Source organism: Pseudomonas fulva NBRC 16637 = DSM 17717, assembly GCF_000730565.1.
GTDB classification, from domain to species: domain Bacteria; phylum Pseudomonadota; class Gammaproteobacteria; order Pseudomonadales; family Pseudomonadaceae; genus Aquipseudomonas; species Aquipseudomonas fulva.
This window is the reverse complement of sequence record NZ_BBIQ01000002.1, coordinates 17,850-40,721: the sequence shown is the minus strand read 5'-3', so window position 1 is coordinate 40,721 and position 22,872 is coordinate 17,850. Positions and strand designations below refer to the sequence as shown.

The 22,872-nt window shown below is 62.1% G+C and carries 20 protein-coding genes; 17 read left to right on the top strand and 3 right to left on the bottom strand.

The window, feature by feature from the left end:
- Positions 1–72 precede the first annotated feature (72 nt).
- Both aceA and PFU01S_RS02710 read left to right on the top strand, forming a co-directional pair.
- Positions 73–1,398, top strand: coding sequence for an isocitrate lyase (aceA, locus tag PFU01S_RS02715; protein ID WP_023534769.1), 1,326 nt, complete (start codon positions 73–75; stop codon positions 1,396–1,398).
- Positions 1,399–1,638: 240 nt separating this feature from the next.
- Entirely contained in the window at positions 1,639–2,910 is a 1,272-nt protein-coding gene (locus tag PFU01S_RS02710) for an NHL repeat-containing protein (RefSeq protein WP_154665183.1), read from the top strand.
- Between the two features lie 60 nt (positions 2,911–2,970).
- On the opposite strand, the gene PFU01S_RS02705 is transcribed toward PFU01S_RS02710, so the two are convergent.
- Together PFU01S_RS02705 and PFU01S_RS02700 are read right to left on the bottom strand one after the other, a co-directional pair.
- Positions 2,971–3,234, bottom strand: coding sequence for a DUF3077 domain-containing protein (locus tag PFU01S_RS02705; protein WP_027916250.1), 264 nt, complete (start codon positions 3,232–3,234; stop codon positions 2,971–2,973).
- A gap of 152 nt (positions 3,235–3,386) precedes the next feature.
- Positions 3,387–3,629: a hypothetical protein gene (locus PFU01S_RS02700; RefSeq protein WP_027916251.1), complete on the bottom strand. Its 243-nt coding sequence runs from the start codon at positions 3,627–3,629 to the stop codon at positions 3,387–3,389.
- 900 nt (positions 3,630–4,529) lie between these two features.
- On the opposite strand from PFU01S_RS02700, the gene PFU01S_RS02695 reads away from it, so the two are divergent.
- From PFU01S_RS02695 to PFU01S_RS02630, 14 genes are all read left to right on the top strand, one after another.
- Positions 4,530–4,943 (top strand): NADH-quinone oxidoreductase subunit A, encoded by a 414-nt coding sequence (locus PFU01S_RS02695; protein WP_008096178.1) that lies wholly within the window; start codon positions 4,530–4,532, stop codon positions 4,941–4,943.
- Between the two features lie 9 nt (positions 4,944–4,952).
- Positions 4,953–5,630 (top strand): NuoB/complex I 20 kDa subunit family protein, encoded by a 678-nt coding sequence (locus tag PFU01S_RS02690; RefSeq protein ID WP_023534774.1) that lies wholly within the window; start codon positions 4,953–4,955, stop codon positions 5,628–5,630.
- A gap of 79 nt (positions 5,631–5,709) precedes the next feature.
- A complete protein-coding gene (nuoC, locus tag PFU01S_RS02685; protein ID WP_023534867.1) occupies positions 5,710–7,491 on the top strand; it encodes an NADH-quinone oxidoreductase subunit C/D in 1,782 nt (593 codons plus the stop codon).
- Positions 7,492–7,493: 2 nt separating this feature from the next.
- Positions 7,494–7,991, top strand: a complete 498-nt coding sequence (gene nuoE / locus PFU01S_RS02680) for an NADH-quinone oxidoreductase subunit NuoE (RefSeq protein ID WP_027916252.1) — start codon at positions 7,494–7,496, stop codon at positions 7,989–7,991.
- The gene (nuoF, locus tag PFU01S_RS02675) at positions 7,988–9,367 is read left to right on the top strand and encodes an NADH-quinone oxidoreductase subunit NuoF (protein WP_023534745.1); all 1,380 of its coding nucleotides are present in this window, start codon (positions 7,988–7,990) and stop codon (positions 9,365–9,367) included. The genes nuoE and nuoF overlap by 4 nt, the downstream gene beginning before the upstream one ends.
- A 133-nt stretch (positions 9,368–9,500) precedes the next feature.
- Positions 9,501–12,215: an NADH-quinone oxidoreductase subunit NuoG gene (nuoG, locus tag PFU01S_RS02670; protein WP_028686573.1), complete on the top strand. Its 2,715-nt coding sequence runs from the start codon at positions 9,501–9,503 to the stop codon at positions 12,213–12,215.
- The gene (nuoH, locus tag PFU01S_RS02665; protein WP_027916254.1) at positions 12,212–13,219 is read left to right on the top strand and encodes an NADH-quinone oxidoreductase subunit NuoH; all 1,008 of its coding nucleotides are present in this window, start codon (positions 12,212–12,214) and stop codon (positions 13,217–13,219) included. Before nuoG ends, nuoH begins: the two co-directional genes overlap by 4 nt.
- A gap of 11 nt (positions 13,220–13,230) precedes the next feature.
- Positions 13,231–13,779 carry an NADH-quinone oxidoreductase subunit NuoI gene (gene nuoI, locus PFU01S_RS02660; protein ID WP_023534793.1) on the top strand — a complete coding sequence of 183 codons (549 nt, stop codon included), beginning with the start codon at positions 13,231–13,233 and terminating at the stop codon, positions 13,777–13,779.
- Between the two features lie 10 nt (positions 13,780–13,789).
- On the top strand, positions 13,790–14,290 hold the full coding sequence (nuoJ, locus tag PFU01S_RS02655) for an NADH-quinone oxidoreductase subunit J (RefSeq protein WP_023534783.1): 501 nt from the start codon (positions 13,790–13,792) through the stop codon (positions 14,288–14,290).
- Positions 14,291–14,293: 3 nt separating this feature from the next.
- Positions 14,294–14,602 (top strand): NADH-quinone oxidoreductase subunit NuoK, encoded by a 309-nt coding sequence (gene nuoK, locus PFU01S_RS02650; protein WP_003251446.1) that lies wholly within the window; start codon positions 14,294–14,296, stop codon positions 14,600–14,602.
- A complete protein-coding gene (gene nuoL / locus PFU01S_RS02645) occupies positions 14,599–16,452 on the top strand; it encodes an NADH-quinone oxidoreductase subunit L (RefSeq protein WP_028686574.1) in 1,854 nt (617 codons plus the stop codon). Before nuoK ends, nuoL begins: the two co-directional genes overlap by 4 nt.
- A gap of 49 nt (positions 16,453–16,501) precedes the next feature.
- The gene (gene nuoM / locus PFU01S_RS02640) at positions 16,502–18,034 is read left to right on the top strand and encodes an NADH-quinone oxidoreductase subunit M (protein ID WP_023534786.1); all 1,533 of its coding nucleotides are present in this window, start codon (positions 16,502–16,504) and stop codon (positions 18,032–18,034) included.
- A 7-nt stretch (positions 18,035–18,041) separates the two neighbouring features.
- The gene (gene nuoN, locus PFU01S_RS02635) at positions 18,042–19,511 is read left to right on the top strand and encodes an NADH-quinone oxidoreductase subunit NuoN (protein WP_023534778.1); all 1,470 of its coding nucleotides are present in this window, start codon (positions 18,042–18,044) and stop codon (positions 19,509–19,511) included.
- A 217-nt stretch (positions 19,512–19,728) separates the two neighbouring features.
- Positions 19,729–21,801: a TonB-dependent receptor family protein gene (locus tag PFU01S_RS02630; RefSeq protein WP_028686575.1), complete on the top strand. Its 2,073-nt coding sequence runs from the start codon at positions 19,729–19,731 to the stop codon at positions 21,799–21,801.
- 82 nt (positions 21,802–21,883) lie between these two features.
- Here the strand turns inward: PFU01S_RS02630 and PFU01S_RS02625 are convergent, their stop codons facing one another.
- Positions 21,884–22,444 carry an NADPH-dependent FMN reductase gene (locus PFU01S_RS02625; protein WP_023534853.1) on the bottom strand — a complete coding sequence of 187 codons (561 nt, stop codon included), beginning with the start codon at positions 22,442–22,444 and terminating at the stop codon, positions 21,884–21,886.
- 155 nt (positions 22,445–22,599) lie between these two features.
- Here PFU01S_RS02625 and PFU01S_RS02620 point away from each other — a divergent pair, with 155 nt between their 5' ends.
- Positions 22,600–22,818 (top strand): hypothetical protein, encoded by a 219-nt coding sequence (locus PFU01S_RS02620; protein WP_027916257.1) that lies wholly within the window; start codon positions 22,600–22,602, stop codon positions 22,816–22,818.
- Positions 22,819–22,872: the final 54 nt, after the last annotated feature.

Here is a 22,872-nt window from a genome sequence, read left to right as displayed (position 1 = left end):
GCCGCCAGCGCCCTGATCTGCCCCGAGCATCCGCACAACTAATCCAAGATCGATGCGACGAGGTTTACTTCCATGGCACTGACACGCGAACAGCAAATTGCAGCCCTTGAGAAAGACTGGGCCGAAAACCCGCGCTGGAAAGGCGTGACCCGTACCTACACCGCCGCCGATGTCGTTCGCCTGCGTGGCTCCCTGCAGCCGGAGCATACCCTGGCCCGCCTGGGTGCTGAAAAGCTGTGGAAACTGGTCACTCAAGGTGCACATCCATCGTTCCGCCCGGAAAAAGACTTCGTCAATTGCATGGGCGCCCTCACCGGTGGCCAGGCCGTGCAACAGGTCAAGGCAGGCATCCAGGCCATCTACCTGTCGGGCTGGCAGGTAGCTGCCGACAACAACTCTGCAGAGTCCATGTACCCCGACCAGTCGCTGTACCCTGTCGACTCGGTGCCGACGGTGGTCAAGCGCATCAACAACTCCTTCCGCCGCGCCGACCAGATCCAGTGGAAGGCAGGCAAGAACCCTGGTGATGAAGGCTACATCGACTACTTCGCGCCTATCGTGGCTGACGCAGAAGCAGGCTTTGGCGGCGTGCTCAATGCCTACGAGCTGATGAAGAACATGATCGAAGCGGGCGCGGCTGGCGTGCACTTCGAAGACCAGCTGGCCTCGGTGAAAAAGTGCGGCCACATGGGCGGCAAAGTTTTGGTACCTACCCAGGAAGCCGTGCAAAAGCTGGTCGCCGCGCGCCTGGCAGCCGATGTTTCGGGCGTGCCGACCATCATTCTGGCCCGTACCGACGCCAACGCCGCCGACCTGCTGACCAGTGACTGCGACCCATACGATCAGCCGTTCGTGATCGGCGAGCGCACCCGTGAAGGCTTCTACAAAGTACGCGCCGGCCTCGACCAGGCCATCGCCCGCGGCCTGGCTTACGCCCCCTACGCCGACCTGATCTGGTGCGAAACCGCCAAGCCGGACCTGGACGAAGCCCGCCGCTTCGCCGAAGCGATCAAGAAGGAGTACCCGGACCAGATCCTCTCGTACAACTGCTCGCCTTCCTTCAACTGGAAGAAGAACCTGGACGATGCCACCATCGCCAAATTCCAGCGCGAGCTGTCGGCCATGGGCTACAAGCACCAGTTCATCACCCTGGCCGGCATCCACAACATGTGGCATGGCATGTTCAACCTGGCGCACGACTACGCCCGCAACGACATGACCGCCTACGTCAAGCTGCAAGAGCAGGAGTTCGCCGACGCCAGCAAGGGCTACACCTTCGTGGCGCATCAGCAGGAAGTGGGTACGGGCTACTTCGATGACATGACCACTGTGATTCAGGGTGGGGCTTCGTCGGTGACCGCACTGACCGGTTCGACTGAGGAAGAGCAGTTCCACTAACCAGTGGGTTGCGGTTGAACGAAGGCCCGGAGCTTGTGAAGGCACCGGGCCTTCTTTTTGCTGAAGTTGGCCAGATCAAGCCACACCAAACCTGCACGCGGCCCGGGGTTTCTTGGCAAAGAACAAGGGGCTTCGCAAAGCGCGATGAGTTTTTCTGCAATCGACGCCTAGCAGTATTACCAGTTTTTTGCAGCAGCCTCTTCTGTAAACCTTGCGACTGGCCCAATCAGGAGTCGCATCATGCCAACGATTTCCAAAGCCGGTGAGCTGGACCCTACGTTTGCTTCAAGAGGCCGCTTTTGGCACAACCACTACAACCACGCTGGCCCAATGGCGTTGCTCGAATCAACCGGACACATCCTCCTGTCCTCGGCTCACAGGGCTGAGCAATACATCAAACTGCTACGGCTAGGAGCTGGCGGAGCGCCTGACCGAGAGTTTGCAACCGACGGGGTCGCCACCGTTGAATACACCGGTGCCTTACGGGTCTATCTGTCCACGATCGTTGCGGACGAAACCGAGGGAATCTATGTGGTAGGTGACTACAACGATGCCCCGAATTCGTTTTGTCCCGTCGTCTTTCACTTGCTCCCAGATGGTAAGCCCGACACGCAATTTGGCGAAAATGGACAGGCCTACCGTGTTTATCGGTCGATCAGCTCCATGCGCCAGGACCGGCCAATCAAGTCAACCCCCGCCTCCAAGCACCGCAGTTCCAATGTCCAGCAAAGCGCCAGCGGCAGAATTCGGGACGGCGTCCTCTACTTTCATTCGCGCGATCATATTGTTGCCATTTCGCTGAAAGGGGATTTGGCTACCGAGTTCAATGGCACCGGCTTCTGGCGCGCTGAACACCAGGGGCAGCCCGTGCTACTGGGCACGATAGCGGTAAATGAACAAGGTATTTATGCCGCGCACGCGCCCATGCCTACCGAGGATTACCACAGCCACGTCATCGTGACCCGCCTTGATAACCGAGCCAACGTTGACGAGACGTTTGCCGCGCGCGGCCATTTGCAGTTGAGCACGCCCGGGCACACGCTGCTTGCAGCGCGTCTTGAACAGTCCATCTCCAACACTGACTTCGTGCTGGCGTGCCGGACCGACATCAATACCTATGATGAAGGTTCCGCGCTCATGTCTTTCAAATGCGACGGTACGCCCAACACCCATTTCAATGCAGGGCAACCTGTCATTATTCAAAAGAACCCATTGGTCATGGCTTCCGCGCTGGACCTAGCCTTCGATGGGCAACCAGGCGATCACGAAAAAATTTACCTGAGCGTGCTGTATGAAGACGAAGCAGCACGCGACCCATTTGCCCTGTTGCGCTTCAACGGTGATGGCACCTTGGACGATGATTTCGGTACTGCTGGCTGGGCATTTGTCGGGGAGAGCGGGACGGCCCTGGAGGTCAGCTGTCAAAGCAATGGCCAGCCGCTTGTCGCCTGTAACCTGAAGCTTGCAACAGATCCTCGTACCGGCATCTATCTGGTACGCCTGACGCGGTAGCAGCGGCCTTGCGCGGCGCCAGACCACGCAAGTCGCTAGGCTAGGCCATCTGGCCGAAAATCACTGCGCCATGCCCAGCTCGGCGTCGTCCATCAACGCTTTGGCCATGGCGCTGAGGTAGTGGGCCGCCCAGATCATCATCGGCCTCTCTTCCGTCAGGCCGATGATGGTCAATTCGCGAACGTAACCCATCAACTCCGACGACTGCTCGCGAGCATCCCGACACGGTATGCCGGGCTCGATGCGAAACAACGCGTGGGTGCCGTTTTCGCCTTGGCAAAAGGTGGTTTGACCGACGGTGAACTGTGTGTCTTCTGTGGTCATTTTCGAATCCCCTGGAAATTTCCTACTGCATGGCCGGCCCCTGACGCAGCCAGATCCGCTCCCGCCGTGGATGTGGAACCTTGCGAGCTGCGGTGATCGGGAAGGCGCGGCTTAACCGCCAAAGACCGGCTGTAGCTGCACATCGACCAGCTTCAATGCAAAGGCTTGGCACCCGCCGGGATCTGCACTTGGATCAAGGCCGACTCAAGCAAAGCTCGAAGCGCTTCGAGTTCATGCATCGTGGTCATCATCAGGATCGATGCCGGGGACCTGGGCTGTAGGAGCAAGACCTGATGCACCACGGTAGCTGCGCAGAGTGCGTGGTCGGTGGCCTGGGTCAGGGTGTCTTCGAGGGAATGGGAGTTGCGGGGTGGATCAGGGACTATCTTCAACATAGCTATTTACCTTCTAGGGCTGGCCACCCACCTGCTGTCAAACAGAAGGGCGGCAGCTGTGCGTGGGTTGACAGACCGGCGGAAATAGCTAAGTTCCGGCGCACGCAAGCGTGCCCGCACGCACAGCCACCATATAGGAAAGCCGCGCACTATTTACGGTCACAGCCTGTCAAAGCTGTGTCGTTGATGAGCAACGACAGGCCGAGACTAGAGCGCCACCCGGGCAGCCGCAACGGAAAACAGGCGGCAAGAGTATGTTTGGGAAATGCCCTACAGGGAAGGGGTTAAATCCGACATTCCAGTGACCTTGCGCCCAACTGCACCTGGCGCCTAGCCACCTCCTTTGCGTAGACGGTGTCGCAGAAAGCGAGCGCCGCCCACCTAGCGCCTGTCCCAAGGTCAGGGCAATCAGAGCACCCTGGTCTATGCTACAGACCACACCGGCACATGACCCAACCACCGCGCTCACGCTTTAGTATTGATCCAGAGCGGTACCCAGCGTGTCGAAAACTGCTAGAACACGCGCTTTTCGCATTTGCAAGCACAGGAAATCTGCAGATGAACTTTACACGGCGCAGAACGGACCAACTAAGAAGCGCAGCGCTAAATGATATTAATTATCATTACTCAATTCGTAATTCGTTACCACTCGCAAGAAACATAATTAACAAAAGCACGCGCAATGCCCGAATCTCAAGGCTTTCAGCCAGTTACAAGCCGAATGTGTTGTTGAACCTGCGAATAAATTTGCTACGGAAATTTTACTTGCACCGGGTTTACCCATAAAATCAGCAGGATTGATTCAGCTGCGACATTTGGTCACTGCAAGTGCGACACCACGTCGCCGCTCTACACTTATTTCAGACTGCAGAGCTGGGTCTCTGTATAAGGATTTGAAGCATGTCCGATTCGGCAGGACTCATCGCCCACAACTGGGGCTTTGCCATTTTCCTTCTGGGTGTCGTCGGCCTGTGTGCCTTCATGCTCGGCCTGTCCAGCCTGCTCGGCAGCAAGGCTTGGGGTCGCGCCAAGAACGAACCCTTCGAATCCGGCATGCTGCCCACCGGCAGCGCTCGCCTGCGCCTGTCGGCAAAATTCTATCTGGTCGCGATGCTCTTCGTGATCTTCGATATCGAAGCCCTTTTTCTCTTTGCATGGTCTGTGTCCGTCCGCGAAAGCGGCTGGACCGGGTTCGTCGAAGCACTCGTTTTCATAGCAATTCTGTTGGCAGGTCTTGTCTACCTATGGCGCGTCGGGGCCCTTGACTGGGCTCCCGAAGGTCGCCGCAAGCGGCAAGCGAAGCTGAAACAATGAGGCTTTGGCATGCAATACAATCTCACCAGAATCGATCCGGACGCACCCAACGAGCAATACCCGGTCGGTGAACGGGAAACCGTCACCGATCAACTGCTCGAAGACCAGGTCCACAAGAACATCTTCATGGGCAAGCTCGAAGATGTGCTGCGTGGCGCCGTCAACTGGGGCCGCAAGAACTCCCTGTGGCCGTACAACTTCGGCCTGTCCTGCTGCTACGTGGAAATGACCACGGCCTTCACGGCACCCCACGACATCGCCCGCTTCGGCGCCGAAGTCATCCGGGCCTCGCCGCGCCAGGCCGACTTCATGGTCATTGCCGGTACCTGCTTCATCAAGATGGCGCCGATCATCCAGCGTCTCTACGAGCAGATGCTCGAGCCCAAATGGGTCATTTCCATGGGTTCGTGCGCCAACTCCGGCGGCATGTACGACATCTACTCGGTCGTTCAAGGGGTCGACAAGTTCCTCCCCGTGGACGTCTACGTGCCCGGCTGTCCGCCACGCCCTGAGGCTTTCCTGCAAGGCTTGATGCTGCTGCAGGAGTCGATCGGCCAAGAGCGACGTCCGCTTTCCTGGGTCGTGGGCGATCAAGGCATTTACCGTGCCGAGATGCCCGCCCAGAAGGAGCTGCGTCGTGAACAGCGCATTGCCGTCACCAACCTGCGCAGCCCCGACGAAGTCTGATCCAGCGACCTGCCGCCGGCGCCCGAGGGTGCCGGCGGCCTGGCTTCATTCTTAACGTTGACCCAAAGCGACCGAGACCATGACAGCGGACAACGCTATTTACATTCCGCCCTACAAGGCAAACGACCAAGATGTGGTCGTCGAATTGCACAACCGTTTTGGCGCCGAAGCATTCGTCGCCCAGGAAACCCGCACCGGCATGCCCGTGCTGTGGGTCAAGCGCGCCCAGCTCAAGGAAGTGCTGAGCTTCCTGCGCGGTGTGGCCAAGCCCTACAGCATGCTGTACGACCTGCACGGCGTCGACGAGCGCCTGCGCACCCAGCGCCGCGGCCTGCCTGCCGCCGACTTCAGCGTGTTCTACCACCTGCTGTCGATCGAGCGTAACAGCGATGTGATGATCAAGGTCTCGCTCAGCGAAGGCGACCTGAACCTGCCGTCGGTGACCAGCATCTGGCCCAACGCCAACTGGTACGAGCGTGAAGTGTGGGACATGTTCGGCATCGATTTCGCTGGCCACCCGCACCTGAGCCGCATCATGATGCCGCCGACCTGGGAAGGTCACCCGCTGCGCAAGGACTATCCGGCCCGCGCCACCGAGTTCGATCCCTACAGCCTGACCCTGGCCAAGCAGCAGCTTGAGGAAGAGTCGGCGCGCTTCAACCCCGAAGCCTGGGGCATGAAGCGCCAGGGCGCCAACGAGGACTACATGTTCCTCAACCTTGGCCCCAACCACCCGTCTGCCCACGGTGCCTTCCGTATCGTCCTGCAACTCGACGGTGAAGAAATCGTCGACTGCGTACCGGACATCGGCTACCACCACCGTGGTGCCGAGAAAATGGCCGAACGTCAGTCCTGGCACAGCTTCATTCCTTACACCGACCGTATCGACTACCTCGGCGGTGTGATGAACAACCTGCCGTACGTTCTGGCGGTGGAAAAGCTGGCCGGCATCCAGGTGCCGCAAAAGGTCGACGTGATTCGCATCATGCTCGCCGAATTCTTCCGTATCACCAGCCACTTGCTGTTCCTGGGCACCTACATCCAGGACGTGGGCGCCATGACCCCGGTGTTCTTCACCTTCACCGACCGCCAGCGCGCGTACACGGTGATCGAGGCGATCACCGGTTTCCGTCTGCACCCGGCCTGGTACCGTATCGGTGGCGTCGCCCACGACCTGCCGCGTGGCTGGGACAAACTGGTCAAGGATTTCGTCGAGTGGCTGCCCAAGCGCCTGGACGAATACACCAAGGCCGCGCTGCAGAACAGCATCCTCAAGGGCCGTACCATTGGCGTGGCCGCCTACAACACGCAAGAGGCACTGGCCTGGGGCACCACCGGTGCCGGCCTGCGCTCCACCGGTTGCGACTTCGACCTGCGCAAGGCCCGCCCCTACTCCGGCTACGAAAACTTCGAATTCGAAGTACCACTGGCCCACAACGGCGATGCCTACGATCGCTGCATGGTCCGCGTCGAGGAGATGCGCCAGAGTATCCGCATCATCGACCAGTGCCTGCGCAACATGCCCGAAGGCCCGTACAAGGCGGACCATCCGCTGACCACGCCGCCACCCAAAGAGCGCACCCTGCAGCACATCGAGACCCTGATCACCCACTTCCTGCAAGTGTCGTGGGGCCCGGTCATGCCGGCCAACGAGTCGTTCCAGATGATCGAGGCGACCAAGGGCATCAACAGTTACTACCTGACGAGCGACGGCGGCACCATGAGCTACCGCACCCGGATCCGCACCCCGAGCTACCCGCACCTGCAGCAGATCCCCTCGGTGATCAAAGGCAGCATGGTCGCCGACCTCATTGCGTACCTGGGCAGTATCGACTTCGTTATGGCTGACGTGGACCGCTAAGCATGAACAGCACGCTTATCCAGACAGACCGTTTCGCCCTGAGCGAAACCGAACGCTCGGCCATCGAGCATGAAATGCACCACTACGAGGACCCGCGTGCGGCGTCCATCGAAGCCCTGAAGATCGTGCAGAAAGCCCGTGGCTGGGTGCCGGACGGCGCCATCCACGCCATCGGCGAGGTGCTGGGCATCCCGGCCAGCGACGTCGAAGGCGTCGCTACCTTCTACAGCCAGATCTTCCGCCAGCCGGTGGGCCGCCACATTATCCGCGTGTGCGACAGCATGGTGTGCTACATCGGCGGCCACGAGTCGGTGGTCAGCCAGATCCAGAGCGAGCTGGGCATCGGCCTGGGTCAAACGACTGCCGATGGCCGCTTCACCCTGCTGCCGGTCTGCTGCCTTGGCAACTGCGACAAGGCCCCGGCGCTGATGATCGACGACGACACCTTTGGCGACGTGCAGCCTGCTGGCGTCTCCAAACTGCTGGAGGGTTACGCATGACCATCACTTCCTTCGGCCCGGCCAACCGCATCGCGCGCTCGGCTGAAACCCATCCGCTGACCTGGCGCCTGCGTGAAGACGGCGAGCCGGTCTGGCTGGCCGAGTACGAATCGAAGAACGGCTACGCCGCTGCCCGCAAGGCGCTGGCGCAGATGTCGGCTGACGAGATCGTGCAAAGCGTCAAGGACTCCGGCCTCAAGGGCCGTGGTGGCGCGGGCTTCCCCACCGGGGTGAAGTGGGGCCTGATGCCCAAGGATGAGTCCATGAACATCCGTTACCTGTTGTGTAACGCCGATGAAATGGAGCCCAACACCTGGAAGGACCGCATGCTGATGGAGCAACAGCCCCATCTGCTGATCGAAGGCATGCTGATCAGCGCCCGCGCGCTGAAGGCCTACCGCGGCTACATCTTCTTGCGCGGCGAATACACCACGGCGGCAAAAAACCTCAACCGTGCCATCGATGAAGCCAAGGCCGCTGGCTTGCTGGGCAAAAACGTCCTGGGCAGCGGCTTCGATTTCGAGCTGTTCGTGCACACCGGTGCAGGCCGCTACATCTGCGGTGAAGAAACCGCGCTGATCAACTCGCTCGAAGGTCGCCGCGCCAACCCACGCTCCAAGCCGCCCTTCCCTGCCGCCGTGGGCGTGTGGGGCAAGCCGACCTGCGTGAACAACGTCGAGACCCTGTGCAACGTGCCGGCCATCGTCGCCAATGGCAACGACTGGTACAAGTCGCTGGCCCGCGAAGGTAGCGAAGACCATGGCACCAAGCTGATGGGCTTCTCCGGCAAGGTCAAGAACCCAGGCCTGTGGGAGCTGCCGTTTGGCGTCACCGCACGCGAACTGTTCGAGGACTACGCGGGCGGCATGCGCGACGGCTTCCGGCTCAAGTGCTGGCAGCCAGGCGGGGCCGGCACCGGTTTCCTGCTGCCCGAGCACCTGGACGCGCAAATGTACGCGGGCGGTATCGCCAAAGTCGGCACCCGCATGGGGACCGGCCTTGCCATGGCGGTGGACGACAGTGTCAGCATGGTCTCGCTGCTGCGCAACATGGAGGAGTTCTTCGCCCGTGAGTCGTGCGGCTGGTGCACACCGTGCCGTGACGGCCTGCCCTGGAGCGTGAAGATGCTGCGCGCCCTGGAGAACCGCCAGGGCCGCGCCGAAGACATCGAGACCCTGCTGGGGCTGGTCAACTTCCTCGGCCCAGGCCGTACCTTCTGCGCCCACGCACCCGGTGCGGTGGAGCCGCTTGGCAGTGCCATCAAGTACTTCCGCTCGGAGTTCGAGGCCGGTGTCGCACCGGTTGTCGCTGGCGAGGCGTTGCGCCCTGACCTGGCAAGACCGCTTCAGGCCGGGCCGACCGTAGTCGGCGCATAACACGATGTTCCTGCGGGTGGTCCGTGCCACTCGCCAGCTTGCCGACAGGCCCGACCCGATCGCGGCGTGTCGCAGGCTTACCGATTTCCATTAGCCACGCCTGCTCACGCGGGCCAACGAAGAACTTTGAACAATGGCCACTATCCACGTAGACGGCAAAGCGCTCGAAGTCAACGGTGCAGACAACCTGTTACAGGCCTGTCTGTCACTTGGCCTCGACATCCCTTATTTCTGCTGGCACCCGGCGCTTGGCAGCGTCGGTGCCTGTCGCCAATGTGCGGTCAAGCAGTACACCGACGAGAACGACACGCGCGGGCGTATCGTCATGTCCTGCATGACGCCTGCATCCGACGGTACCTGGATCTCCATCGACGATGACGAGTCCAAGGCGTTTCGCGCCAGCGTCGTCGAATGGCTGATGACCAACCACCCGCACGACTGCCCGGTGTGCGAGGAAGGCGGGCACTGCCACCTGCAAGACATGACAGTGATGACCGGCCACAACGAGCGCCGCTATCGCTTCACCAAGCGCACCCACCAGAACCAGGACCTCGGCCCGTTCATCGCCCATGAGATGAACCGCTGCATCGCCTGCTACCGCTGCGTGCGTTACTACAAGGACTACGCCGGTGGCACCGACCTGGGTGTCTATGGCGCCCATGACAACGTGTATTTTGGGCGCGTCGAAGACGGTGTGCTGGAAAGCGAGTTCTCGGGCAACCTGACCGAAGTCTGCCCAACCGGCGTGTTCACCGACAAAACCCACTCCGAGCGCTACAACCGCAAGTGGGACATGCAGTTTGCCCCGAGCATCTGCCACGGTTGCTCCAGTGGCTGCAACATCAGCCCAGGCGAGCGTTACGGTGAACTGCGCCGCATCGAGAACCGTTTCAACGGCTCGGTGAACCAGTACTTCCTGTGCGACCGAGGCCGCTTCGGCTATGGCTACGTCAACCGCACGGATCGTCCACGCCAGGCGCAACTGGCCGACGGCACCAAGTTGGGCCTGGACGCGGCCCTGGACAAAGCCGCCGACCTGCTGCGCGGCCGTACCATCGTCGGTATCGGTTCGCCACGCGCCAGCCTCGAAAGCAACTATGGCCTGCGCGAACTAGTCGGTGCCGAGTATTTCCACTGCGGGATGGAAGCCGATGAGCTGACGCGCGTGCGTCTGGCGCTAGATGTGCTGAACAACAGCCCCCTGCCCGTTCCGACCCTGCGCGACATCGAAGACCATGATGCGGTATTCGTGCTCGGTGAAGACCTGACCCAGACCGCTGCCCGCGTCGCCCTGGCCGTGCGCCAGGCCACCAAGGGCAAGGCCGAGGCCATGGCCGAGGCGATGAAGGTTCAGCCGTGGCTCGACGCTGCCGTCAAGAACATCGGTCAGCATGCGCTGTACCCCCTGTTCATCGCCAGCCTGGCCGAGACCAAGCTCGACGACGTGGCCGAAGAATGCGTGCATGCAGCCCCGGCGGACCTGGCCCGTCTCGGTTTTGCCGTGGCCCATGCCATCGACGCAAGTGCGCCAGCCGTCGCCGGCCTGGACGACGAGGCCAAGGCGCTGGCCCAGCGCATCGCCGATGCCCTGATCGCGGCCAAGCGCCCGCTGGTCATTGCCGGCACCTCGCTGGCCGATGCTTCGCTGATCGAAGCAGCCGCCAACATCGCCAAGGCCCTGAAGCTGCGCGACAAACAAGGCTCCTTGAGCCTGGTGGTGCCTGAAGCCAACAGCCTTGGCCTGGCCATGCTGGGTGGCGAGTCGGTCGACGCTGCACTGGATGCGGTCATCGACGGCAAGGCCGACGCCATCGTGGTGCTGGAAAACGACCTCTACGCCCGCGTCCCTGCAGCCAAGGTGGATGCTGCCCTGGCAGCGGCCAAGGTGGTCATCGTTGCCGACCACTCCAGAACCCCGACGGTCGAGCGCGCTCACCTGGTACTGCCCGCCGCCTCCTTCGCCGAAGGCGACGGCACCCTGGTCAGCCAGGAAGGCCGTGCCCAGCGCTTCTTCCAGGTGTTCGACCCGCAGTACCTGGACAGCAGCATCCAGGTCCACGAAGGCTGGCGCTGGATGCACGCCCTGCGTGCCACCCTGCTGGCCAAGCCCGTGGACTGGACCCAACTGGACCACGTTACCCACGCCTGCGCCCAGGCGGCCCCGCAACTGGCTGGCATCGTCGATGCCGCGCCAAGCGCCGCCTTCCGCATCAAGGGCCTGAAGCTTGCCCGTGAGCCGCTGCGCTACTCCGGGCGCACCGCCATGCGCGCCAACATCAGCGTGCACGAGCCGCGTACCCCGCAAGATCGCGATACCGCGTTCGCCTTCTCCATGGAAGGGTATTCGGGCTCGGCCGAGCCACGCCAGCAGGTCCCGTTCGCCTGGTCGCCAGGTTGGAACTCGCCCCAGGCCTGGAACAAGTTTCAGGACGAGGTGGGTGGTCACTTGCGTGCCGGCGACCCAGGCGTGCGGCTGATCGAATCCAAAGGTGATGGCCTGGCCTGGTTCACCACGGTACCTGGCGCCTTCAACCCGGCCCGCGGCACCTGGACAGCGGTACCGTTCTTCCACCTGTTCGGCAGCGAAGAAAGCTCCTCGCGTGCCGCGCCGGTGCAAACGCGCATCCCGGCTGCCTACGTGGCCCTGGCCAAGTCCGAAGCCGATCGCCTGGGCGTCAACGAAGGTGCCCTGCTGGACCTGAACGTCGCGGGTGTGGCGCTGCGCCTGCCGCTGCGTATCAATGAAGCGCTGGGCGCTGGCCTGGTCGCGCTGCCCAAGGGCTTGGCCGGCATCCCGCCTGCCGTGTTCGGGGCATCCGTCGAAGGCCTGCAGGAGGCAGCACAATGAGCTGGTTCACCCCCGAAGTGATCGACGTGATCCTCACCGTGCTAAGGGCCATCGTGGTCCTGCTGGCGGTGGTGGTCTGCGGCGCGCTGCTCAGCTTCATCGAGCGGCGCCTGCTGGGCTGGTGGCAGGACCGTTACGGTCCGAACCGCGTTGGCCCGTTCGGCATGTTCCAGATCGCTGCCGACATGTTGAAGATGTTCTTCAAGGAAGACTGGAACCCGCCCTTCGTCGACCGCGTGATCTTTACCCTGGCACCCGTCGTGGCCATGAGCGCCCTGCTGATTGCCTTCGTGGTCATTCCGATCACCCCGACCTGGGGCGTGGCCGACCTGAACATCGGCCTGCTGTTCTTCTTCGCCATGGCAGGTCTGTCGGTCTATGCCGTCCTGTTCGCCGGCTGGTCCTCGAACAACAAGTACGCCTTGCTGGGCAGCTTGCGGGCCTCGGCCCAGACCGTGTCGTACGAAGTGTTCCTGGGCCTGGCGCTGATGGGCGTGGTGGTACAGGTCGGTTCGTTCAACATGCGCGACATCGTCGAGTACCAGGCGCAGAACCTGTGGTTCATCATTCCGCAGTTCTTCGGCTTCTGCACCTTCTTCATCGCTGGCGTGGCCGTGACTCACCGTCACCCCTTCGACCAGCCGGAGGCGGAACAGGAACTGGCCGACGGCTACCACATCGAGTATGCCGGCATGAAATGGGGCATGTTCTTCGTCGGTGAGTACATCGGCATCATCCTCATCTCGGCGCTGCTGGTCACCCTGTTCTTCGGCGGATGGCACGGCCCGTTCGGCATCCTGCCGCAACTGTCGTTCCTGTGGTTCGCCCTGAAGACCGCGTTCTTCATCATGCTGTTCATCCTGCTGCGCGCCTCCATTCCGCGCCCACGCTATGACCAGGTGATGGACTTCAGCTGGAAGTTCTGCCTGCCGCTGACCCTGATCAATTTGCTGGTGACCGCTGCGATCGTGCTTTACAACACGCCAGCCGTCGCGGCCCAGTGAGGATTTGACCCATGTTCAAGTATATCGGCGACATCGTTAAGGGCACCGGCACCCAGCTGCGCAGCCTGGCCATGGTGTTCTCCCACGGGTTTCGCAAGCGCGACACCCTGCAGTACCCCGAAGAACCCGTGTACCTGCCGCCGCGCTACCGTGGCCGCATCGTCCTGACGCGCGACCCTGACGGCGAAGAGCGCTGCGTGGCCTGCAACCTGTGCGCGGTGGCCTGCCCGGTGGGCTGCATCTCGCTGCAGAAGGCAGAAACCGACGACGGCCGTTGGTACCCGGAGTTCTTCCGCATCAACTTCTCGCGCTGCATCTTCTGTGGCCTGTGCGAAGAAGCATGCCCGACCACCGCAATCCAGCTGACTCCGGATTTCGAAATGGCCGAGTTCAAGCGTCAGGACCTGGTGTACGAGAAAGAAGATCTGCTGATCTCCGGCCCCGGCAAGAACCCTGACTACAACTTCTACCGTGTTGCGGGCATGGCGATCGCTGGCAAGCCGAAAGGCGCTGCGCAGAACGAAGCCGAGCCGATCAACGTGAAGAGCTTGCTCCCATAAGGACAGAAAGATGGAATTCGCTTTCTACTTCGCATCCGGGATCGCCGTGGTGTCCACCCTTCGGGTGGTGACCGGCACAAACCCCGTGCACGCCCTGCTCTACCTGATCATCTCGCTGATTTCCGTGGCGATGATCTTCTTTTCCCTGGGTGCGCCGTTCGCGGGCGCCCTGGAAGTGATCGCCTATGCCGGCGCCATCATGGTGCTGTTCGTCTTCGTGGTGATGATGCTCAACCTGGGGCCGGCTTCGGTCGCCCAGGAGCGCGGCTGGCTCAAGCCCGGCATCTGGGCAGGGCCGGTGATCCTTGGCGCCCTGTTGCTGGTGGAGCTGCTGTACGTGCTGTTCGTCGCACCCAGCGGCGCTGCCATCAGCGGTACCACCGTGGGCCCGAAAGCAGTGGGTGTGAGCCTGTTCGGCCCCTACCTGCTGGTGGTCGAACTGGCGTCGATGCTGCTGCTCGCGGCAGCGGTCACCGCCTTCCACCTGGGCCGCAATGAGGCGAAGGAGTAAATCATGGGTGCTATCCCTCTCGAACATGGCCTGGCCGTCGCCGGCATCCTGTTCTGCTTAGGTCTGGTTGGCCTGATGGTCCGCCGCAACATCCTCTTCGTGCTCATGAGCCTGGAAGTCATGATGAACGCCTCTGCCCTGGCGTTCGTCGTCGCCGGTGCCCGTTGGGTCCAACCCGATGGCCAGGTGATGTTCATTCTGGTGATCAGCCTGGCAGCAGCCGAGGCCAGCATTGGCCTGGCCATCCTGCTGCAGCTGTATCGCCGCTTCCACACTCTCGACATCGATGCTGCCAGTGAGATGCGCGGATGAACCTTCTCTTCCTGACTTTCGTCTTTCCCCTTGTGGGCTTTGTGCTGCTGTCGTTCTCGCGCGGGAGGTTCTCGGAGAACCTGTCCGCCTTGATCGGCGTCGGTTCGGTTGGCCTGTCGGCGGCCACGGCCGCCTACGTGATCTGGCAATTCAACGTCGCCCCGCCTGAAGGCGGTGCGTACAGCCAGCTGCTGTGGCAGTGGATGTCGGTGGATGGTTTTGCGCCGAACTTCACCCTGTACCTCGATGGCCTGTCGGTCACCATGCTGGGCGTAGTGACAGGTGTGGGTTTCCTGATCCACTTGTTCGCGTCCTGGTACATGCGTGGCGAGACCGGCTATTCACGGTTCTTCTCGTACACCAACCTGTTCATCGCCAGCATGCTGTTCCTGATCCTGGGCGACAACCTGCTGTTCATCTACTTCGGCTGGGAAGGCGTAGGCCTGTGTTCCTACCTGTTGATCGGTTTCTACTACAGCAACCGCAACAATGGTAACGCAGCGCTCAAGGCCTTCATCGTCACCCGTATCGGCGACGTGTTCATGGCCATCGGCCTGTTCATCCTGTTCGCCCAGCTGGGCACGCTGAACGTCCAGGAACTGCTGGTGCTGGCACCGCAGAAATTCCAGGCCGGCGATACCTGGATGGTGTTGGCAACGCTGATGCTGCTCGGCGGCGCAGTGGGCAAATCCGCGCAGCTACCGCTGCAGACCTGGTTGGCGGACGCCATGGCCGGCCCGACCCCGGTGTCGGCGCTGATCCACGCGGCGACGATGGTAACGGCCGGTGTCTACCTGATTGCCCGTACCAATGGCCTGTTCCTGCTGGCGCCGGACATCCTGCACCTGGTGGGCGTGGTGGGTGGCGTTACCCTGGTGCTGGCAGGCTTCGCTGCACTGGTGCAAACCGACATCAAGCGTATCCTGGCCTACTCGACCATGAGCCAGATCGGCTATATGTTCCTGGCACTGGGCGTCGGCGCCTGGGATGCGGCGATCTTCCACTTGATGACCCACGCCTTCTTCAAGGCGCTGCTGTTCCTGGCTTCGGGCGCCGTCATCGTGGCCTGCCACCACGAGCAGAACATCTTCAAGATGGGCGGGCTGTGGAAGAAACTGCCGCTGGCCTACGCCAGCTTCGTGGTCGGTGGCGCTGCCCTGGCGGCCTTGCCGATCGTGACCGTAGGCTTCTACTCCAAGGACGAGATCCTGTGGGAAGCCTTTGCCAGCGGCAACTCCGGCCTGCTGTACGCCGGCCTGCTCGGCGCCTTCATGACCTCGCTGTACACCTTCCGCCTGATCTTCATCGCCTTCCACGGCGAAGCGAAGACCGAAGCCCACGCCGGCCACGGCATCAGCCATTGGCTGCCACTGGGCGTGCTGATCGTGCTGTCGACCTTCGTCGGCGCATGGATCACACCGCCGCTGGCTGACGTGCTGCCTCAAAGCGCAGGCCATGCCGGCGGTGAGGCCAAGCATGCTCTGGAAATCACCTCGGGCGCCATCGCCATTGCGGGTATCCTGCTCGCCGCCTTGCTGTTCCTGGGCAAGCGCAGCTTCGTCAGCGCGGTGGCCAACAGTGGCATCGGCCGCGTGCTGTCGGCCTGGTGGTTCGCGGCCTGGGGCTTCGACTGGATCTACGACAAGCTGTTCGTCCAGCCCTACCTGCTGATCAGCCACCTGCTGCGCAAAGACCCGGTTGACCGCGGTATCGGCCTGATCCCTCGTCTGGCTCGCGGTGGCCACGTGGCCATGACCAAGACCGAGACGGGCCAGCTGCGCTGGTATACCGCCTCCATCGCCATTGGCGCAGTGCTGGTACTCGGCGCTGTGGTAGTGGCCGCGGTATGACCATGAACCTTGCGAACCTTGCGACCCTGCAAAAGGAAACCAACCCGTCATGATTTTGCCTTGGCTGATCCTGATCCCCTTCATCGGCGGCTTCCTGTGCTGGCTGGGCGAGCGCTTCGGCGCTACCCTGCCGCGCTGGATCGCGCTGCTGACCATGTCCCTGTTGCTCGGCATCGGCCTGTGGCTGTGGGCTAACGGCGACTACACCCTTGCCCCGGCTCCGGGCGCCGAGCCTGCATGGGCCCTGGAATACAAAGTCCAGTGGATCCAGCGCTTCGGCATCAGCATCCACCTGGCCCTCGACGGCCTGTCGCTGCTGATGATCCTGCTCACAGGCCTGCTGGGCGTGCTGTCGGTGCTGTGCTCCTGGAAAGAGATCCAGCGCCACGTCGGCTTCTTCCACCTGAACCTGATGTGGATCCTGGGTGGTGTGGTCGGTGTGTTCCTGGCGCTGGACCTGTTCCTGTTCTTCTTCTTCTGGGAAATGATGCTGGTGCCGATGTACTTCCTCATCGCGCTCTGGGGTCATAGCTCGGCGGACGGCAAGAAGACGCGCATCTACGCGGCGACCAAGTTCTTCATCTTCACCCAGGCCAGCGGCCTGATCATGCTGGTGGCGATCCTGGGCCTGGTACTGGTCAACTACACCAACACCGGTGTGATCACGTTCAACTACAGCGACCTGCTCAAGGCCGACCTGCCGGCCGGTACCGAATACCTGCTGATGCTGGGCTTCTTCATTGCCTTTGCCGTGAAGCTGCCGGTGGTGCCGTTCCACTCCTGGTTGCCCGACGCCCACGCCCAGGCGCCGACCGCAGGTTCCGTGGACCTGGCGGGTATCCTGCTCAAGACCGCTGCTTATGGCCTGCTGCGCTTCGCCCTGCCGCTGTTCCCCAATGCATCGGCAGAGTTCGCGCCCATCGCCATGACCCTGGGCCTGATCGGCATCTTCTACGGGGCCTTCCTGGCCTTCGCCCAGACCGACATCAAGCGCCTGATCGCCTTCTCCAGCGTCTCTCACATGGGCTTCGTGCTGATCGGCATCTATTCCGGTAGCCAGCAAGCACTGCAAGGTGCGGTCATCCAGATGCTGGCTCACGGTCTGTCGGCTGCCGCGCTGTTCATCCTGTCCGGTCAGTTGTACGAGCGCCTGCACACCCGCGACATGCGCCAGATGGGCGGGCTGTGGCACCGCATCGCCTACCTGCCTGCCATCAGCCTGTTCTTCGCTGCCGCCTCCCTGGGGCTGCCAGGCACCGGCAACTTCGTGGGTGAGTTCCTGATCCTGATCGGCAGCTTCGTGCACGTGCCTTGGATCACCGTCATCGCCACTACCGGCCTGGTATTCGGCTCGGTCTACTCGCTGATCATGATTCACCGCGCCTACTTCGGCCCGAGCAAATCGGACACCGTACTGGCCGGCATGGACACCCGCGAGCTGGTCATGGTGCTGGGCCTGGCGGTACTGCTGGTGCTGCTGGGCGTGTATCCACAGCCGTTCCTCGACACCTCTGCCGCCACCATGAGTGGTGTGCAGCAGTGGCTCGGTTCCGCTTTCACTCAACTCGCTTCGGCCCGGTAAGAGCGCTATGGAATTCACCACTCAACACTTCATCGCATTGGCGCCGATGCTGATCACCACCATCACCACGGTGGTGGTGATGCTGGCGATCGCCTGGAAGCGCAATCACTCGCAGACGTTCCTGCTGTCCACCGTGGGGCTGAACCTGGCCCTGCTTTCGATCCTGCCAGCATTGAAGGTCGCGCCACTGGCGGTCACGTCGCTGATCACCATCGACAAGTTCGCCTGCCTTTACATGGCAATCATGTTGGTCGCGACCCTGGCATGCGTAACGCTCGCCCATGCCTACCTGGGCGAAGGCGCCAAGGGTTTCCCGGGCAACCGCGAAGAGCTGTACCTGCTGCTGCTGATGTCGGCACTGGGCGGGCTGGTGCTGGTCAGCGCCAACCACCTGGCGGGCCTGTTCATTGGCCTGGAGTTGCTGTCGGTACCGGTCTACGGCCTGGTGGCCTATGCGTTCTTCAACAAGCGCTCGCTTGAAGCCGGCATCAAGTACATGGTGCTGTCGGCAGCAGGTTCTGCCTTCCTGCTGTTCGGCATGGCGCTGCTGTACGCCGACGCCGGCAGCTTGACCTTCGACCAGTTGGGCAAGGCATTGGCTGCCACCAGCATGCCGAGCCTGCTGGCTCAACTGGGTCTGGGCATGATGTTGGTCGGCCTGGCGTTCAAACTGTCGCTGGTACCGTTCCACCTGTGGACGCCCGATGTGTACGAAGGTGCTCCGGCCCCGGTCGCCGCGTTCCTCGCCACGGCCAGCAAGGTTGCGGTGTTCGCGGTGGTCATCCGCCTGTTCATGCTCTCCCCTGCCGCCAGCAGCGGTGTGCTGAGCACGGTGCTTGCCATCATCGCCGTGGCGTCGATCCTGGTCGGTAACCTGCTGGCGCTGACCCAGAGCAACCTCAAGCGCCTGCTGGGTTACTCGTCCATCGCCCACTTCGGCTACCTGCTGATCGCGCTGGTGGCCAGCAAGGGCCTGGCGCTGGAGGCCATGGGCGTCTACCTGGTCACCTACGTGCTCACAAGCCTTGGGGCATTCGGTGTCATCACCTTGATGTCCTCGCCCTACGGTGGCCGCGATGCTGACGCGCTGTACGAGTACCGCGGTCTGTTCTGGCGTCGCCCCTACCTGACCGCCGTGCTGACCGTGATGATGCTGTCGCTCGCCGGTATCCCGCTCACCGCTGGTTTCATCGGCAAGTTCTACATCATTGCCACCGGTGTCGAGTCGCAGCTGTGGTGGTTGGTGGGCGCGCTGGTCATCGGTAGTGCCATCGGTGTGTACTACTACCTGCGTGTGATGGTCACCCTGTACCTGGTCGAGCCTAACCTGCGCCGTCACGACGCACCGTTGAAGTGGGAACAGCGCACCGGTGGCGTCATGCTGCTGGCTGTCGCCCTGCTCGTCTTCGTACTGGGTGTGTACCCGCAGCCGCTGCTGGACCTGGTGCAGCATGCAGGTTTGTACCTGATCGGCTAACCCGCCTGGCAATCCCAGACACCCCGCTTACGCGGGGTGTTTTTGTTTGTGCCTGGCGAATGCTGGACTCGCCCTCAGGCCTATCGGTCGCCCGATCTGGCGTGTGGGTGAAAGCGTTGGGGCAGTGTCAGCATTTTTACCCTGCTGTGGGTGATCTGAGCGCGGGTTCGTACGTCATACCGCTGTTGCCTCACTGCTGGTCGTCTGGAGCCCTACGATGCGTCGCGTTTTGTTGCTGTCCCCCCGCCTTGGCCTGCTTGGCGCCATCATTGCGAGCCCGCCTGCCTGGTCAGCAAGCCCGATCGAACTTGGCCAGGTGCTGATCACCGACCAGGCGCAAGGGGACCTGGAGGCCGCAGCGCAGCGCCTGCGCAGTGCCCCAGGTGGCACCAACCTGGTGGACATGCAAAAGGTGGGTCAAGGCCGTGTGGCCAGCAACCAGGATGTCCTTGCCTACCAGCCGGGGGTGTTCGCCCAGTCGGCGGGCAACGACGGCATCAAGTTGTCGATTCGCGGCTCCGGCCTCAACCGGGCCCCAGGCGCGCACGGCTCAGGGGTCTACACGCAGTTCGACGGCCTGCCGCTGACCGGCCCCGGGGGCACGCCCTACGAGCTGTTCGAGCCGTTGTGGCTCAACCGCGCCGAAGTGCTGCGCGGTGCCAACGGGTTTGATCAGGGATCGCTGGCGTTGGGCGGTGCCATCAATTACGTCACCCACACCGGCTACGATGCAGCGCCCCTGCACGTGCGCTATGAAGTCGGCAGCCGTGGCTATCAGCGCCGCCACATCAGCTCCGGCCAAGTACTCGGTAACCTTGACTACTACGTTGCGCTGACCGATGCGCACTACGACGGATACCAGCAGCACAGCAGCGGCAGCGCCAAGGGCATCGCGGCCAACGTCGGCTATCGCTTCAACCCCAACCTTGAAACACGGCTCTACCTGCGCTACCGGGAAACGGAGAACGACCTGGCCGGACGTTTGACCAAAGACCAGATCAAGCATCACCCTACCTCGGCGAACCCTGCCTACCTGGCACGTGATGACAGCCGTCCGCAGCCGGGCAGTACCTGGGTTGGCAGCAAGACCACGTTCTACCTCGACGATGATGCCCGCGTCGAAGCCGGCCTGGTCTACCACGATTACCCCATGGACCTGCGCGAGGGCCCGATGCGCCTGAAGGTGGCTTACACCGACGTCAGTGGCACGCTGAACTATCAGCGGCGCGACACGGTGTTTGGCCGTGAGAGCAAGACGACCGTGGGCTGGCGCACCACCAAGCACCTGCCCAACAGCGGCGCCTCACAATTTGCGCGCAACGGCCAGGTGATCGGCACTCGGACACGTGACTTCACCTATCAAGGCTCCGATACCGTGTTGCATCTGGGTAATGACCTGGAGCTCATACCGAACCTGTGGCTGACAACCGGGCTGGCCGCTATCTATACGCGACGCGAGAGCGACGTGACCTACCCCGCCGAAGGCGGCAAGGTGTCGATGCATGATTGGGATTATGCGCCGCGCATCGGACTGCGCTACGACGCACGCCCGGACCTGCAGGTGTACGGCAACCTCAGCCGCTCGGTGGAACCGCCCCACCCATGGTCGCTGATCTGGAGCTCGCCAAGCGTGGGCGGCAAGCAGATTCAACCGATCGAAATGCAGAACCAGACAGCCACCACGCTGGAAGTAGGTGCGCGCGGCGAGTCGGCATTCGGGCGGTGGGACCTTGCCTGGTACTACGCCCAAGTACGCCACGAACTGCTCGCGGTCGAGGTGGTGCCGAACTTCACCTCGGAATTCAATGCCAGCGCCACGGTGCACCAGGGCGTGGAGGTCGGGCTGGACAGCACGCTCTGGGAGCAGTCAGGCCTGGGTCGCCTGAGCCTGCGTCAGGCCTACACCTTCAGTGACTTCCATTACCGCGACGACGAAAGATTCGGCGACAACCGCCTGCCGGGCATCCCCATGCACTACTATCAGGCCGAGTTGCGCTTCGACTGGCCCAGCGGCTTCTACGCCGGGATCAACACGCAGATGGCGTCCAAGGTGCAAGTGGACTATGCCAACAGCTACCATGCCGACGATTACGCCACCCTCGGCGCCCGTCTCGGTTGGGACTCGCCGCAGCGTGACTGGCAGGCCTGGCTGGATCTACGCAACCTGACCAACAAGCGCTACGCAGCGACCGTAACCCCAGGCTTCAATGACGCAGGGCGGGACATTGCCCGCTCCACTCCGGGCGAAGGCGCTGCGGTCTATGCGGGAGTGTCCTACACATTCCGCTGACTGCCACGATCGGGCAGCCCTTGGCTGACAAACATTGCGCGGGCCGACTGGCCCGCACAATGTGGTGCCGCTCAGGCCACGGTCATACAGAGCGATTCAGCTTCACCCAAGACGCGAACTTGTCGATGAAGCCTTGCAAAAACGGCCGGGTCTTGTCGTTGAGTTTGCCTGACTCGTCGAACAGGCTGGCAGCGCCGCCAATGTAGGCCTCCGGCATCTGCATGCATGGCATGTCCAGGAACACCAGGGACTGGCGCACTGAATGGTTGGCACCGAAGCCGCCGATCGCACCTGGCGACACACTCGCCACGGCTGCCGGCTTGCCGCCCCACGCGCTTTGCCCGTAAGGCCTTGAACCCACATCGATGGCATTCTTCAGGCAGCCTGGCATGGTCCGGTTGTACTCCGGCGTGACGAAGAGCACCGCATCGCTGCCCTTGATGTCGTTCCGAAAGCGTGTCCAGGCAGCTGGCGGGGCATCGGTTTCCAGGTCTTCGTTGTACAGGGGTAAGTCGCCGATCTCGACGATCTTCAGTGCCAGGCTCGACGGCGCCAGCTCAGACAGCGCGCGGGCCACCTTGCGGTTATAGGAATCCTTGCGCAGGCTACCGACGACGACGGCAACCGAATAGACCTGGGTCATGGCAATCTCCAACTTCATGTTTTCAGGGACGATGTAGTTATAGATGACCGTTTTGCGCTGCTTTGGTTTTTTTTCCCGGCCGCGAAAACTTCCCCTGCCCTTGGAAGGTCTACTGCTACAGACATTTCCTACGCAATTCAGAGGGTTCCACCCAAATGGCAGCAGTAATGGTCGGCCAATTCCATGCCCGCGACGCCGAAGGCCGTATCTATCCCGTGCACGAGTTTCAGGAATCTACCCTGCAACACGACGGCAGCACGACCGGCGCACCTATCACCACCTACCGCCTTGCCATCGGCGATCGCGTCAACTACCTGGGTGAAAATCGATTCGAGCTTGCCCGCACCGGTGTCGAAATCATCCGTATCCCATGACACGAAGAGGCACTGGCCTGTTACTGCTCGATGAGGGTGAGACCGCTTGCGGTC

What these genes read in the sequence shown, in the direction of transcription:
- aceA (WP_023534769.1), top strand. Translation starts at nt 73, where the DNA reads ATGGCACTGACACGCGAACAGCAAATTGCAGCCCTTGAGAAAGACTGG.
- PFU01S_RS02710 (WP_154665183.1), top strand. Translation starts at nt 1,639, where the DNA reads ATGCCAACGATTTCCAAAGCCGGTGAGCTGGACCCTACGTTTGCTTCA.
- PFU01S_RS02705 (WP_027916250.1), bottom strand. Translation starts at nt 3,234, where the DNA reads ATGACCACAGAAGACACACAGTTCACCGTCGGTCAAACCACCTTTTGC.
- PFU01S_RS02700 (WP_027916251.1), bottom strand. Translation starts at nt 3,629, where the DNA reads ATGTTGAAGATAGTCCCTGATCCACCCCGCAACTCCCATTCCCTCGAA.
- PFU01S_RS02695 (WP_008096178.1), top strand. Translation starts at nt 4,530, where the DNA reads ATGTCCGATTCGGCAGGACTCATCGCCCACAACTGGGGCTTTGCCATT.
- PFU01S_RS02690 (WP_023534774.1), top strand. Translation starts at nt 4,953, where the DNA reads ATGCAATACAATCTCACCAGAATCGATCCGGACGCACCCAACGAGCAA.
- nuoC (WP_023534867.1), top strand. Translation starts at nt 5,710, where the DNA reads ATGACAGCGGACAACGCTATTTACATTCCGCCCTACAAGGCAAACGAC.
- nuoE (WP_027916252.1), top strand. Translation starts at nt 7,494, where the DNA reads ATGAACAGCACGCTTATCCAGACAGACCGTTTCGCCCTGAGCGAAACC.
- nuoF (WP_023534745.1), top strand. Translation starts at nt 7,988, where the DNA reads ATGACCATCACTTCCTTCGGCCCGGCCAACCGCATCGCGCGCTCGGCT.
- nuoG (WP_028686573.1), top strand. Translation starts at nt 9,501, where the DNA reads ATGGCCACTATCCACGTAGACGGCAAAGCGCTCGAAGTCAACGGTGCA.
- nuoH (WP_027916254.1), top strand. Translation starts at nt 12,212, where the DNA reads ATGAGCTGGTTCACCCCCGAAGTGATCGACGTGATCCTCACCGTGCTA.
- nuoI (WP_023534793.1), top strand. Translation starts at nt 13,231, where the DNA reads ATGTTCAAGTATATCGGCGACATCGTTAAGGGCACCGGCACCCAGCTG.
- nuoJ (WP_023534783.1), top strand. Translation starts at nt 13,790, where the DNA reads ATGGAATTCGCTTTCTACTTCGCATCCGGGATCGCCGTGGTGTCCACC.
- nuoK (WP_003251446.1), top strand. Translation starts at nt 14,294, where the DNA reads ATGGGTGCTATCCCTCTCGAACATGGCCTGGCCGTCGCCGGCATCCTG.
- nuoL (WP_028686574.1), top strand. Translation starts at nt 14,599, where the DNA reads ATGAACCTTCTCTTCCTGACTTTCGTCTTTCCCCTTGTGGGCTTTGTG.
- nuoM (WP_023534786.1), top strand. Translation starts at nt 16,502, where the DNA reads ATGATTTTGCCTTGGCTGATCCTGATCCCCTTCATCGGCGGCTTCCTG.
- nuoN (WP_023534778.1), top strand. Translation starts at nt 18,042, where the DNA reads ATGGAATTCACCACTCAACACTTCATCGCATTGGCGCCGATGCTGATC.
- PFU01S_RS02630 (WP_028686575.1), top strand. Translation starts at nt 19,729, where the DNA reads ATGCGTCGCGTTTTGTTGCTGTCCCCCCGCCTTGGCCTGCTTGGCGCC.
- PFU01S_RS02625 (WP_023534853.1), bottom strand. Translation starts at nt 22,444, where the DNA reads ATGACCCAGGTCTATTCGGTTGCCGTCGTCGTCGGTAGCCTGCGCAAG.
- PFU01S_RS02620 (WP_027916257.1), top strand. Translation starts at nt 22,600, where the DNA reads ATGGCAGCAGTAATGGTCGGCCAATTCCATGCCCGCGACGCCGAAGGC.